At 40.5% G+C, this 14,069-nt stretch carries 13 protein-coding genes; 7 read left to right on the forward strand and 6 right to left on the reverse strand.

Translation table 11 applies throughout. From position 1 onward, the window contains the following. The first annotated feature begins 17 nt into the window (after nucleotides 1-17). Genes I6J03_RS20680 through I6J03_RS20695 form a run of 4 tightly spaced genes read left to right on the forward strand, consistent with a single transcriptional unit; the run spans nucleotide 18 to nucleotide 3,498 of the window. Nucleotides 18-989, forward strand: a complete 972-nt coding sequence (locus tag I6J03_RS20680; RefSeq protein WP_003005742.1) for a PstS family phosphate ABC transporter substrate-binding protein — start codon at nucleotides 18-20, stop codon at nucleotides 987-989. Nucleotide 990: 1 nt separating this feature from the next. Next, nucleotides 991-1,887, forward strand: coding sequence for a phosphate ABC transporter permease subunit PstC (gene pstC, locus I6J03_RS20685; protein ID WP_003005743.1), 897 nt, complete (start codon nucleotides 991-993; stop codon nucleotides 1,885-1,887). Beyond that, nucleotides 1,880-2,734: a PstA family ABC transporter permease gene (locus tag I6J03_RS20690; RefSeq protein ID WP_002995093.1), complete on the forward strand. Its 855-nt coding sequence runs from the start codon at nucleotides 1,880-1,882 to the stop codon at nucleotides 2,732-2,734. Before pstC ends, I6J03_RS20690 begins: the two co-directional genes overlap by 8 nt. Then, nucleotides 2,689-3,498: a phosphate ABC transporter ATP-binding protein gene (locus I6J03_RS20695; protein WP_115171588.1), complete on the forward strand. Its 810-nt coding sequence runs from the start codon at nucleotides 2,689-2,691 to the stop codon at nucleotides 3,496-3,498. The genes I6J03_RS20690 and I6J03_RS20695 overlap by 46 nt, the downstream gene beginning before the upstream one ends. 51 nt (nucleotides 3,499-3,549) lie before the next feature. On the opposite strand, the gene I6J03_RS20700 is transcribed toward I6J03_RS20695, so the two are convergent. From I6J03_RS20700 to I6J03_RS20725, 6 genes are all read right to left on the reverse strand, one after another. Beyond that, a complete protein-coding gene (locus tag I6J03_RS20700; protein WP_003005747.1) occupies nucleotides 3,550-4,332 on the reverse strand; it encodes a GLPGLI family protein in 783 nt (260 codons plus the stop codon). Next, a complete protein-coding gene (locus I6J03_RS20705; protein ID WP_003005749.1) occupies nucleotides 4,322-7,120 on the reverse strand; it encodes an outer membrane beta-barrel protein in 2,799 nt (932 codons plus the stop codon). The genes I6J03_RS20700 and I6J03_RS20705 overlap by 11 nt, the downstream gene beginning before the upstream one ends. Before the next feature lie 199 nt (nucleotides 7,121-7,319). Further along, nucleotides 7,320-7,703: a diacylglycerol kinase family protein gene (locus I6J03_RS20710; protein ID WP_003005751.1), complete on the reverse strand. Its 384-nt coding sequence runs from the start codon at nucleotides 7,701-7,703 to the stop codon at nucleotides 7,320-7,322. A gap of 94 nt (nucleotides 7,704-7,797) precedes the next feature. Continuing rightward, entirely contained in the window at nucleotides 7,798-8,520 is a 723-nt protein-coding gene (gene bshB1, locus I6J03_RS20715; RefSeq protein WP_003005753.1) for a bacillithiol biosynthesis deacetylase BshB1, read from the reverse strand. A gap of 59 nt (nucleotides 8,521-8,579) precedes the next feature. After that, complete coding sequence (locus I6J03_RS20720; RefSeq protein WP_003005755.1) at nucleotides 8,580-9,071, reverse strand: glutathione peroxidase; 492 nt, start codon at nucleotides 9,069-9,071, stop codon at nucleotides 8,580-8,582. Between the two features lie 12 nt (nucleotides 9,072-9,083). Beyond that, nucleotides 9,084-9,725: a DUF4294 domain-containing protein gene (locus I6J03_RS20725; protein WP_002995075.1), complete on the reverse strand. Its 642-nt coding sequence runs from the start codon at nucleotides 9,723-9,725 to the stop codon at nucleotides 9,084-9,086. A 151-nt stretch (nucleotides 9,726-9,876) separates the two neighbouring features. Between I6J03_RS20725 and I6J03_RS20730 the strand changes: the two genes are divergently transcribed. The 3 genes from I6J03_RS20730 (at nucleotide 9,877) to I6J03_RS20740 (ending at nucleotide 14,067) form a co-directional block, all read left to right on the forward strand. After that, complete coding sequence (locus tag I6J03_RS20730; protein ID WP_002995073.1) at nucleotides 9,877-12,087, forward strand: RelA/SpoT family protein; 2,211 nt, start codon at nucleotides 9,877-9,879, stop codon at nucleotides 12,085-12,087. A gap of 80 nt (nucleotides 12,088-12,167) precedes the next feature. Beyond that, nucleotides 12,168-12,662, forward strand: coding sequence for a Fur family transcriptional regulator (locus I6J03_RS20735; RefSeq protein WP_003005757.1), 495 nt, complete (start codon nucleotides 12,168-12,170; stop codon nucleotides 12,660-12,662). 127 nt (nucleotides 12,663-12,789) lie between these two features. Further along, nucleotides 12,790-14,067 (forward strand): adenylosuccinate synthase, encoded by a 1,278-nt coding sequence (locus tag I6J03_RS20740; RefSeq protein WP_002995069.1) that lies wholly within the window; start codon nucleotides 12,790-12,792, stop codon nucleotides 14,065-14,067. The last annotated feature ends 2 nt before the right edge of the window (nucleotides 14,068-14,069 follow it).

Genomic DNA, 14,069 nt, shown 5'->3' on the forward strand with positions numbered 1-14,069 from the left:
CTATAGACTTTAAGTAGATGCCATTTAAGACAAATAAAACTCTAATTTTAAGCATATTAACACTGATTTTATCGTATTCCTGTGCCCCAAAAGTAAAAGACGGATATAGTGAAGAGAGAGGTTACGAAGGAAATATTTCTATTTCCGGAGCCTTTGCGCTCTACCCTCTCGCTGTTATATGGAGTGAGGATTTCAAAAAAATACATCCCAATGTCCGGTTTAATATTTCTGCCGGTGGTGCCGGCAAGGGAATCGCCGATGCGCTGACCGGAATGGTTGACATCGGACTGATTTCCAGAGATCTGCATCCTCAGGAAATTGAACGTGGAGCATTTCCGATAGATGTTGCCAAAGACGCGGTTATCTGTACTATCAACAGTAAAAATCCAAATTATCAAAAGTTAATCAACAGAGGACTGACTAAAAAGGAACTCGAAGATCTGTTTATTAATCAAAAATATAAAAGATGGAACGATATCGACCCTGCATTCACCGCAGATCCTATCGTGATATATGTGCGGTCGGATGCAGCGGGTGCTGCAGAAACCTGGGCTAATTTTTTCGGGCATAAGCAGGAAGATCTGAAAGGAGTAGGAATTTTCGGAGATCCCGGTATTGCTCAGGCTATCAAAGATGATCCGAATGCTATAGGATTTAATAATATCAACTATGTGTATGATCTCAAAACGAAAAAGACAGCAGATCGGATCGATGTGCTGCCGTTGGATCTGAATGCAAACGGGAAGATTGACACAGAGGAAAGCTTCTACACGAATATAGATGACCTGACAGAAGCCGTGGCGCTGAATAAGTACCCCTCACCTCCTGCCCGTAGCCTTTCATTTGTCACACATGGCAAACCAAAATCTTTGCTCTTGAAAAAATTCATCTCTTTTGTATTGGAGAAACAGCAGCAAAGTATCCTGCTGGAGAATGGGTATGTACCCTTGCACGAAGATATAATCGCTGGTGAACTGAAAAAACTTTAACATGCTTATTAATAGAATACTTAAAGATAAAATAATACAAAAATCCACATTAGTACTGCTCATAGCCTCTATCTCTGTAGTAGCACTTATTGGTATCGGATTGGCTGTTAAATCTGTACCGCTGTTTGAATCGACCAGCGTTGTCTCTCTCCTGACGCAGAAAGTATGGTCTCCGATGAAAGGTTTTTTTGGTTTTTTACCTTTTATTATGGGGACATTATCCGTCACCATTATTGCGGTACTTGTGGCTGCTCCTCTGTGTATTCTGACAGCAGTATACCTTACGGAATACGCCGGCAAATCATTGAGAAATATGATGCTGCCTCTGGTAAATGTTCTTGCAGCCATTCCTCCTGTGCTGTACGGAGTATGGGGCGTGCTCTTTATCGTTCCCGCGGTACAGGATTATATTGCCCCAATATTCGGTGTCACGACTTCCGGCTATACCGTATTGTCCGGCGGGCTGGTACTGGCAGTCATGATCTTTCCGATCATGATCAGTATAATGGTGGAAGTCCTGCAGACTATACCTTATGAGTTGAAATCTGCATCCATGTCTTTAGGCGCAACGAAATGGGAAACCATCCAAAAGGTCGTATTAATAAAAGCGAAGCCCGGTATTTTTGCAGCCACAGTACTGGCTGTCTCCAGGGCTTTCGGCGAAACAGTCGCTGTACTCATGGTGTGCGGAAATGTACCCAAAATACCCACATCCATATTCGACGCCGGATACCCTATACCTGCGCTGATCGCCAATAACTTTGGAGAGATGATGTCTATTCCGTTATACGACTCCGCTCTGATGTTTGCCGCCTTACTATTATTTGTAATTATTTTTGGGTTCAATCTGATATCAAGACTGATCCTCAACAAACTGGAGGGAAAATACAATGGCTAATGTAAAAACCAGATTATTCAAAGAGCAGGTTGCAAAGACTCTTATGCGTCTTTCCGGAATGGCCGTCACAGGTTCGCTATTCTTTATTCTGGGAACGATATTATACAAAGGCTTGCCTTATATCTCGTGGGATATGATTACTCAGGTACCAAAAGGCGGCTTTTATATTGGCAAGGAAGGTGGAATTCTGAATGCAATACTGGGCTCACTTTATCTGGCCGGTGCAGCGACCCTGCTATCTACACTTATCGGCATTCCTATTGCCATTTATCTGAATATATATGTCCGTAGCGGTTCAAAACTGGCGCAACTGTCCAAATTACTATTTGATGTATTATTCGGAATCCCATCCATTGTGTACGGAGCAGTAGCCTTTAGCCTGATGGTGTGGCTTGGCATTCGCGCTTCTCTGCTGGGCGGAATTATTACGATTACATTGCTGACTATTCCTATAGTCGTCCGCACTGTGGATGAACTTATCAAAACAATTCCCGGAGACCTGAAACATGTCACCTTGTCACTGGGCACGACACGCTGGGAGGTAGCAAAAATATTTATCCGCTACATCAGACCCGGAATACTGACCGCTATTTTATTAGCCTTCGGACGCTCCATCGGAGATGTAGCAGGCGTACTCTTAACAACAGGCTTCAGCGACAATCTGCCTAAATATATTGACGAACCTGCGGCAACACTTCCGCTGGCTATATTTTTTCAATTGAGCAGTCCCATTCCTGAAGTTCAGGGACGGGCATATGCCTCTGCGCTTATTTTATCATTGATCATCTTAATCATCGTGTTATGCACTCATATCCTTCAATCGAAACAGAAGAAACACAAAATATAACAACCTTGAGTCGTCCTCATCTGGAAATCAAAGACCTCAATGTGTACATAGAGGGCAATCATATTCTGAAGAATATCAACCTGGCTTTGCCCAATAATTCCGTGACTTCGATTATCGGACCTTCCGGCTGTGGCAAAACCACACTTCTGAAGACATTAAACAGATTACTGGATGATATTGAAGGTGTGGATATAACCGGTTCTGTACTGGTCAACGGTGAAGACATCTATGCAAAAGGAGCTGAAGTAACCCATATACGCAAAAAAATGGGATTGCTTTCGCAGCGCCCATTTCCGTTGCCGATGTCTATTTTTGATAATATCGCTTACGGTCCGCGCATACACGGAACCAGAGACCGTAAAAAGCTAAAACTTATCGTAGAGACACAATTGCGTAATGTAGGGCTATGGGAAGAGGTCAAAGACCGGCTGGATCAATCTGCCACACGACTCTCTATAGGTCAGCAACAACGTCTCTGCCTTGCCCGCGGACTGGCGGTGGAGCCCGAAATTATTCTCGGAGATGAATCTACATCTGCTCTTGACCCTGTATCTACCCAAACTATTGAGAACTTACTGATTGATCTCAAAAAAGATTATACGATCGTGCTCGTAACTCATATCCTCAGACAGGCCCGACGTGTGTCTGATTATATCGCATTTGTGTATAATGGGGAAATTCTGGAATTCGGAAAAACCGAACAGGTACTTCTGCATCCTAAACATGAAGTGACACAGCAATATGTAAAAGGTTTTATCTCTTAGCACCGGGATTTTTCCCTATGCTAAGAGAACTTCTAAAACAGCTGAAATCCGCTATAGAAAGAGCCGTTGCAGATCTTTATTGCTCATCCATTTCATTAATTCTTTTAATTTCTTTGAAATCTCAGCCTTTGATTGAGGTACTGCTTTTTTGTTTTTTGTTACGCTTGCAGGTACAGCCACCTGACTTAATTCTACTTTAGTAGCAAAATAATTGAGATTATAGGATGGAATAGCGACTCCAAGTATCATTCCCGGCAAACCATTTATCAACTCCGGACCTCCTGATACAGGAATCTGAGGGGTATAAAAAGCAACGATATATACAGAGTCCTGCATTATTCCGTTCACCCGCCTGCAGTCGTATCCCAGAATATTACGGTATTCATCAGTAAACTTCCATTTAATCTCAGCTATACTGTCTGCCAGTTGCAACTCATCTTCGCCGAAGGACAGTAATTTTTTAAAAGTATCGGTCTTGAAATTACAATATGTTTTCGTGTCATTGTAATATTCCTGATTTTGCAAGAGATAGCGTTGGTTTGCAGGAAACTCCTCTTTAACATTTTCAAAAAATGTTTCAGTAGTATTAAAACTCAGTGTATTTTTTGTAATCAGCTCAGCAGGTGAATTTTTCAATAAACCATCAAAATAGATACCCGAATATCCACCCGTATTTTGAGATTTTTTGAGCTGATTCTTGACATAATTATGCAGATGAAACTTACGTTCGTAGGTAATGGTTCCGTTTTCAGGGAAATAAGCATATTGTGCCTGCGCATATTGCACCATTAAAAAGCAGGAAAGCAAAACAAGGAATACCAATCTATTGACCATTTTTACTGCCTCCTTTCATGGTTGTAAAATTATAAATGACTCTAAACATAAAAAATCTATTTATCACATTGTTTTGTGTTTCGAAAAAACTAGAGCCGTTTTGACTTCTGTTAATACCGTTTCTTTCATTAAACAGGTCGTTGACAGATACCTGGGTCTCCAGACTTTTATCTTTAAAAAACTTCTTGGACACATAAGAATTCACATACATATTGTGAATGGGCTTTGCGTATACACCAGTTGCCCCCTGGTAATTTTGATTCACATCTATGCTCAGTTTAAAGTCCTGAGGGAAGATATAACTAAATGTTCCGAAGTTGCTGATCGTAAAGGCATTGTTATTAAGCTGAGGCTGAACGCTTGAATTCATTTTGCTGAAACCCGGTCTGAGATTTACATTAAAATTAAACCCGGTTTTGGCGTATCTGTAAACCCCGAGACTGAAAGAGTAATTTGTTCGTTCGCTATGATTAAGCTCGGGTTCCGAAGCCGTTGTCGTTACATAATTATAAGAACTGTTATAACTTGCTGAAAGGCCTGGAGACACATTCAAATCTAACTTTTTGAATGCTTTGAAGGAGAATGATCCGTATATATTCGCGTTGAAATTCTGTTTATCAGTGACATTTACATACTGAAGTGTGCGCTGGCCAGTAGTTGGATTGACCGTTACAAACGAAGTGATATTATCAACCACATTTCCAATACCGGCATTCACAAATAAGGATTGCTGCTTAAGCTGACGGTACGAATTAAAGGAAGCGGAAAGGTTATTTCTATATCCTCCCTCTAAATTGTCATTTGGCAGAAATTCTGTCCGTTGATCTGTATTCTGACGCAAAGGTTTTATCTGGCTTAAAGATGGCTGAAGCGTATTTCCGGAATAATTAAGCCGTAAACTTTTACTTTTACTAAGCTTATAGTTGACGTTCACATTCGGATTATAAGACAATTGTGTCACATCCAGTTTGGATTTATCCCCATAGTCGTCCCTTACATTAGCAGACGAAGTCAGTCTGTTATTGATATTGATGATCAGTTTATCAGCGATATAATTAAAACCCAGATTTCCGGTATTGCGATAATTACGATAAGTCAAATCGTTTAATACACTTTCATCAAGATCCGTATAATCTTCTGTAAGCGGATCTTTGTTAAAAGACTGCTCAAGTGTTTTGGATTGGAACCAGGCATATTCATATCCTACATTTGCCGTTACCGATTTACTCAAGGGTTCGGAATAATTAAAAGAAGACGTCAGCTGATCATTATTTACAGTATTGCGCTTGAATTGATCAATGACATCCAGACTGTCCAGATTGACATATTCTACACTCGAAAAATATTGATTCTGAGCCTTTTGAATCGTTACATTTCCGGCTATCCGCAGGGTAAGAGCGCGCTTCGGCTTTTTAAACTTTTTGGTATAATAGGCAGATAAGTCTGCATTTTCGTTTGTATTAGTATTGAAGGAGCGCCCTTCCGTTCTATTAATAGGCTCATAATCCAGAGTCTGTTCCAATCCTTCAGAAAAGGAAGTATTTTCCGTTTTATTCAATCTGTATCCCAGATTAAAGGTAATATTGGAACTGGAATCCAGTTCAAGATCATATCGCAATCCGGCCTGATGGCCATTATTCAGATTACTGGTCTTATCCTTATTGTTTTCGATTTTTGAAAATCCGGGCAACTCATCCCGGCTAAATGTGGTATTGGTGTTATCCACCTGCAGTCTGGAATATTTATAATTTGAATTGATCTTGTGCTTATTATTACTCGTTTTATCACTAAATGTAATTCCTGAATTTATAGCTTTCGGTATTCCACCTCCTGCATATTCTCCGTTGAATCCTTCATCTCCTCCCCCTGCCCGGATAACAATCCCGCCTCCTTCAAAGGAAGATTCATCCGATCCGCCAACACCGAATTTCTGATTAGAAAAATAACCCAATCCTACTGTTCCTTCATTACCTGTGACACCAAAAAAACCAATTTTCTGCGCCCCCTTAAACTTATTGACTGCCAGAGATCCTGAATAATATTTTTCTAGTCCTGCACCGCCTTTCAGCTCTCCAAACATTCCTTTTTTACTTTCTTCCTTAAGCCGGATATCAATGGTCTGTGTACGCTCTCCGTCATCAACACCTGTTCGTGTCGCCATCTCAGATTTTTTCTCATAAACCTGAACCTTCGAAACCATATCCGAACGAATGTTCTTCGTGATCAATGTAGGATCATCTCCGAAAAACTCCTCTCCGTCCAGAAGCACCTTTTTTACGGTTTTTCCCTGTGCTGTAATAGATCCGTCTGCATTCATCGTTATTCCCGGAAGCACCTTGAGCAATTCCTCTACTTTCGAGCCCTCCTCAACCTTAAAACTAGCAGCATCATATTCGATAGTATCTCCTTTTATAACCACTGGGATACGACCTGTTACCTGCGCTTCCTCTAACAGAATGGCCGTTTTGGACATATTTACAGGGCCGATATCAATGGGCTGGTCCTGAATATGTATCTTTTTTACGAAATCTGCATACTGGGGATAGTTTATGATCAACAGGTACTCACCTGTATCTTTTGGCGTTATAGAAAATTTCCCATTCTCGCCTGTACGGTCAAAACTCTGCATAACAGAATCTCTCGAACGCAACAATACGACAGAAGCTTTTTCCAATTTTGCTTTATCTTTTATATCGATTACTTCACCTGTAATTTTAGGATTAAGCTGCGCATACAGATGCGTTAAACAGGATACAGTAAAACACAATAAGAATAAAATTTTTTTCATCACAAAGGCTTGGTTATACGAATTGTTCGTAAATATATCAGCTTTTATGTTATGATGTAATTAAGGAAGGGTGATTTAACATTATTTAAGATATAATGTTAATAATTATAAAAAATTAACTTTGAGCAATCGATTGCTTATCTTAGAAAGAAAAACGGAACAATCAAAAAAGAGCCATTAGTGGTCTCATTCTTTGAAATCATAGCGCGAGTAAATTATAAATTTTCGGTAAAAAGATAATTAATCCGACTATCAGCGCGGCTATTGCTGTAATCAGTACAGCACCGGCAGCAACATCTTTAATACGTTTAATCCCCGGATGTTGTTCCAGTGTGATCATATTGGCCATATGCTCTATAGCAGTATTGAGCGCTTCCATAGCGATAACGATACCGATACACAGGCAGACGGCAATCCACTCTGTTGCCGATATATGTAGCCAAAACCCAAGAATAACAGCAGTTATAGCAGCCAGTAAATGTATTTGTGCATTTGTTTCCTCACGAAATAATACCTTAAGCCCTTTGATTGCATAGCCAAAACTGGCTACACGTAATTTGAGTTTATTATTCAGATTACCCATGCTATATGATCAAAAAAAGAGTCGCTCCTCTTGTTGAAAAGCGACTCCTAAAGATACAGATTACCTTTTAGAAACTGTTTAAATTTTATGGAAACTATATAAGTTCAAACAAGTCCGTTACACCTAATACCTTACGACTGGTAAAGCCTTCAGCATACTGCACCTGAATATTTCTTCCGAATTCCTTCCCTCTTCCCTCCGTAGATTTCATAAAATCCGGATTAGAGATATAGGTCTGAGGTTCATCATCCTCACCACCAGAAGAATTAAATTGAGTTTTATAGGCCAGTACAGCCTTTTCTTTGATATGCCAGTAATCGCTGACATCCAGCACCACATCCGGTCTGATATACTGATCCTGTATTAATTGCAGCAAAAGTCTGGGACGAAAAGCCTCCTGCGGTTTGCCATCTACTTCTGTTTCTATGCGGCGTAAGCCTGCCAGAAACAAGGCGTCATAGACCAGCTGGCTCGCGCGTCCGTGATCCGGATGACGGTCCGACAAAGCATTTGTAATAACAATCTCCGGTTGAAACTTACGGATACATTTTATGATTTCCCGTTGTTCCATTTCTTTATTTTCAAAAAAACCGTCCCGCAAATCCAGGTTTTCCCGAACAACTACTCCTAATATTTCTGCTGCATCCTGCGCTTCCTTTGTTCGGGTTTCAGCTGTACCGCGTGTACCAAGCTCGCCTCGGGTCAAGTCAACAATGCCGACTTTCTTTCCTTCAGCTACATATTTTGCAATCGTTCCTCCTGCTCCCAATTCGGCATCATCAGGATGAACGGTCATTACCAATAAATCTAATTTCATGTTATGACATCATTATGATCCGGCACAAAGATACAATTTTCACCTTCATTCCAGTATCATTATTCATTCAGAAGTGCTTCGATTTTGCGCGTAATGCGGGAAGAATTGGGTCCTGTAAAGGGGTAAAAGAAATCCACGACCTCTCCTTTGCGGTTAATCAGGTATTTGTGAAAATTCCATAAAGGCTTGATATTTACAGACCCGTTTAATTCTTTATGAGACAGATACTTAAACAACGGATCCACATATTCTCCGACCACATGTGTGCGCTTGAATACAGGAAAGGTCACCTGCTGTTGCAGACGACAGAATGTCTCCAACCGGCGTCCTGTGAGCGGTTCCTGTTGATTAAAATTATTAGAAGGAAAGGCCAGTACCTCAAATCCCTGGTCCTTATACTTTTGATAGAGTCGTTCCAACGCTTTGTACTGACTGGTAAACACACATTTACTTGCCGTGTTAACAATTAACAATACTTTATCATGATAATCTTCCAACGACTTCTTTTCGCCATTGAACTCCAAAGCGTGAAAATTGTAAACAGATTGCATAGGTTATATTTTTTATTGAAGCGGCGGAGATGCTACCGGGCGCGTTCTCTCAAAACTTCTGATAATGTTTTCGATCTCAAAATCCTCCTGACTATCGTATGTGCTTTTCAGGTTGTGACCAAATACTTTTGCGATACCCTGATAGAAAAATGCGGTAAGTCCGCCTTTCATTTCTCTCACCATATCATAGCTTGTTTTTCCGGTCTGTCTGTCCACCAGTTTGATTAATATTTTCCCCTGTGACACCGACAGATTTTTTATTTCCTTGGTAAACTTTTCTTTAATTTCTTCTTCGCAGGCTTTAATCAGTCTTTTTTGTTCTTTTTTATCATTGACCAATGCCAGATCTCTGTCCAGTTGATCATATCTCTTTTGTGCATAGATCGCGTACGGTAATACGCGCAGCACATTTCTTCTAAGTCTGAGGTATTCCTTCTTAGCGTCTTCACTGCTCCATATACGTTTGCCCGTCACGACCACTTCCGGTATAGGAAACCAGGGCACCACTTCTCCGTCATCCAATGTAGTAGTGGCATAATGCTCTACCACTTCCGGTTCGCCTCCACCATACTGAGGCTTAATCAATGTCTGCCCTTTTCCAAAAAGAGGAAGGAGCAGAAAAAGCACAAATCCGGGTACATATATAATTTTCATTTTTGCATCAAAAAAAGCCTTTTGTTTTTATTCTGATAAATAATTTTACTACATTTATTCAAATGAAAACAGATATCCATATAAAGGTACTTTTTTCTGTCCTAATTTAATAAAAATATTTAAAGTATCTTAAAAATTTTACAGCACGTTTATGAAAGAGTATGTGATTGATATTGAAGCTGAAAACAAAGAAATTCGCAAAAGATATAGAGATTTATTGAGAGCGTGCAAGCCGACTTTACAACGCGGCGACAAACAAGAGATACGTAAAGCATTTGATCTGGCTCTGGAAAGTCATAAGGAAATGCGCCGCAAATCGGGCGAGCCTTATATTTTCCACCCTATCGCTGTAGCCAAAATTGCTGCGGACGAGATCGGACTTGGTACTACATCGATTGTATGTGCACTGTTGCATGATGTCGTTGAAGATACAGCTATCACCTTACAGGAAATTGAAGATCAGTTTGGGAAAAAAGTGGCCCGCATCATCGATGGCCTAACCAAAATATCGGGTATATTCGATCCGAACAGCTCTATGCAGGCGGAAAATTTCCGTAAAATGCTGCTGACGCTGGCGGATGATGTACGCGTAATCCTTATTAAACTGGCAGACCGCTTACATAATATGCGGACAATGGAGTTTATGGCGCGCGACAAGCAGTTGAAGATTGCTTCTGAAACAAGCTATCTCTACGCTCCGCTGGCTCACAGATTAGGACTGTATGCGATTAAGTCCGAACTGGAAGACCTTTCCATGAAGTATACCGATCCGGATACCTATAAATTTATAGCGAAAAAGCTGAATGAAAAGAAAGCAGAACGTGAGAAATTTATTTCGGATTTTGTCGGACCGGTTAAAGAGATTCTGGAAGAACAGGGGATTAAAGCTGAAGTATTCGGCCGTCCTAAATCTATTCATTCTATCTGGAACAAGATGCGCAAAAAGTCTATACCTTTTGAAGAAGTATATGACCTGTTTGCGATCCGTATCATTATAGACACGGATTATGAAAAAGAGAAAACAGAATGCTGGAAGGCTTATTCTATTGTGACGGATCTATACAGACCAAATCCGGATCGCTTGCGCGACTGGGTATCCTCTCCTAAAGGAAACGGATACGAATCTCTGCATACAACTGTAATGGGTCCGCGTGGACAATGGGTAGAAGTACAGATACGCACCAAACGCATGAATGAGATTGCAGAAAAAGGATTTGCGGCACACTGGAAATACAAAGAATCCAATTCGGACAGCGGACTGGATCAGTGGATTCAGAAAGTAAGAGATGTACTGAGCAGTGCTGATTCGAATGCGCTGGACTTTGTGGATGATTTTAAAATGAATCTTTTCTCGGATGAGATTTTCATTTTTACGCCCAAAGGAACGCTTATTCAGTTGCCCAATGATGCCACAGCCCTGGATTTTGCCTTTGAGATACATTCGGATATCGGTGCGACCTGTATCGGTGCTAAAGTCAACCACAAGCTTGTACCACTGAGTCATAAGTTACAGAACGGTGATCAGGTCGAGATCATCACTTCTGGTAAGCAGGTACCCAAAGAAGATTGGCTCAACTTTGTCGTAACGGCCAAAGCCAAGTCCAAAATACGCTCGTCTCTCAAAGAGGAAAAGCGCCGCGTGGCGGAAGACGGCAAGGAAATACTGGAGCGCAAACTAAAATCGCTGAAGATTACCTATAACACTGATAATATCAATAAGATTTCTAATTATTTTAAGTTTCCGAGCTCACAGGAATTATTTTACAATGTGGCCAAAGGAACTATAGATATCAAAAATCTGCGCGATTATGCAGCCAGTGAAAAACTGATTGACACTTCGCCAAGTCAGTTTAGCTCCCACATCAGCGGATTAGTAGAAAAAATAAATAAGAAAGACCTGGATACGTTGTTGATTGGCGACGATCTCCAGGAAGTAGATTATACGCTGGCACCTTGTTGTAATCCTATTCCCGGAGATGATGTATTCGGATTTCTGACAGTAAATGACGGCATAAAAATACACCGTACAAGCTGTCCGAATGCGTCTAAGCTGATGGCCAACTACGGATACCGTATTCTGAAAGCTAAATGGGCTTCTTCAACATCCAACAATGTGGCTTTCCTTACCGGATTGCGTATTGTCGGAATCGATGACGTCGGATTGGTCAACAAGATTACTACCGTTATATCTCAGGAGTTTAAGGTCAATATCCGCTCGCTGTCTATATCAAGTAATGAGGGTATTTTTGAAGGAAATATCATGGTATTTGTCAACGATACAGATCAGTTGGATAATCTGATTAAAAACCTCAAACATATCAGCGGAATAACCGGAGTGACACGATATGAATCGGAGAATTAAATCAACTGAATCTCACATTTTTGAAAAAAGCGATATTGTGAATCTAATTTGGTAAATTTGTAAAGAATCTTAAGTTTGATATGAATCTAGCAGAAAATTACGCCACTGTAAAAAAGATATTCGAGGCTTATCTGGAAAATAAAAATCTGAGAAAGACTCCTGAGCGCTACGCTATTTTGGAAGAAATATATTCGCGCTCCGATCACTTTGATGTTGAATCACTGTACATTCACATGAAAAATAAAAAATATCGTGTGAGCAGAGCTACCGTGTACAATACATTAGAGTTATTGGTGTCATGCGATCTCGTGACCAAACACCAGTTTGGCCGTAACATGGCTCAGTTTGAAAAATCTTTTGGCTATAAACAACATGATCATGTGATTTGCATAGAATGCAATAAAGTGGTCGAATTTTGTGATCCGAGGATCAACCAGATCCAGAGTCTGATGGGAGATTTGCTGAAGTTTGACATCAAACATCACTCTCTCAATCTGTATGGCGTCTGTGAAGATTGCCAGGAGAAAGACAAAGCCGCTAAGGCAAAAGCCGAAAAAGCGGTTATTTCAAATTAATATTGACTATTGGTAAAATATTATAGTACATTTGTTCGGAAAAACTACTACCGTAATTTTTCCGAACATTTTTGTTTTAGAATAAGTCATTATCTAAATATATTTTTAATCTCAATACAAAAAAGCTATGCAAGTTGATGTGCTTTTGGGCCTACAATGGGGCGATGAAGGTAAAGGAAAAATCGTAGATGTTTTATGTCCTGAATACGATTTGATCGCACGTTTCCAAGGCGGCCCTAACGCCGGACACACATTGGAGTTTGATAACAAAAAATTCGTATTGAACACTATCCCGTCAGGTATCTTTAATGAAGGTATCATGAATCTTATCGGAAATGGTGTTGTTATTGATCCGATTATCCTGAAAAGAGAGTTAGACAATTTGAAAACTGCCGGCTTCGATCCGGTTGGTAAAGGAAATCTGGTTTTGGCGCGCAAAGCTCACCTTATCCTTCCTACTCACCAATTGCTGGATGCTGCTTCAGAATCCAAAATGGGTGCAGGCAAAATTGGTTCTACACTTAAAGGTATCGGCCCGACTTACATGGACAAAACAGGCCGCAACGGTCTTCGTGTAGGTGATACTACATTGCCGGATTTTAAAGAACGCTATGAGAAACTAAAAGAAAAGCATCTGTCTATCTTATCTCATTACGGTGAAATCCCTGATTTCTCTGAAAAAGAACAAGCGTTTCTGGCGGCAATTGATTATATCAAAACTATTCCTCACGTAGATTCTGAACACCTGGTGAATCAGTATCTGAAATCCGGTAAAAGTGTTTTGGCAGAAGGTGCACAAGGTACATTGTTAGATGTAGATTTCGGATCTTATCCGTTCGTTACATCCTCTAATACAACTACTGCAGGAGCATGTACAGGTCTCGGTGTAGCCCCTAATAAAATCGGCAAGGTGTACGGTATTTTCAAGGCATACGCAACCCGTGTAGGTGGCGGACCATTCCCTACTGAACTGCATGATGAAGTTGGTGAGGAATTACGTAAGCTTGGACACGAGTTCGGTGCGACTACAGGTCGTGCGCGTCGTACAGGATGGATCGATATTCCGGCATTAAAATATGCTATTATGCTCAATGGTGTAACGGAACTGATCATGATGAAAGCGGATGTATTGGATACATTTGATAAAATCTATGCGTGTACACACTATAAGCATGATGGTCAGGTAATTGACTATATGCCTTATGAGATCATTACGAATGAGGCTGAGCCTGTACTGGAAGAAATACAGGGCTGGAATCAGGATCTGACCGGTATTACTTCAGAAAGTGAAATTCCGGAAGCACTGAAAAATTACATCTCTTATCTGGAAAAAGCGCTGGAAGTTCCTATTACATTCCTTTCCGTTGGTCCGGACCGTAAACAAACGTTATCCTTATCTAAATAATT

This window comes from Sphingobacterium spiritivorum, from assembly GCF_016724845.1.
Taxonomy (GTDB): domain Bacteria; phylum Bacteroidota; class Bacteroidia; order Sphingobacteriales; family Sphingobacteriaceae; genus Sphingobacterium; species Sphingobacterium spiritivorum_A.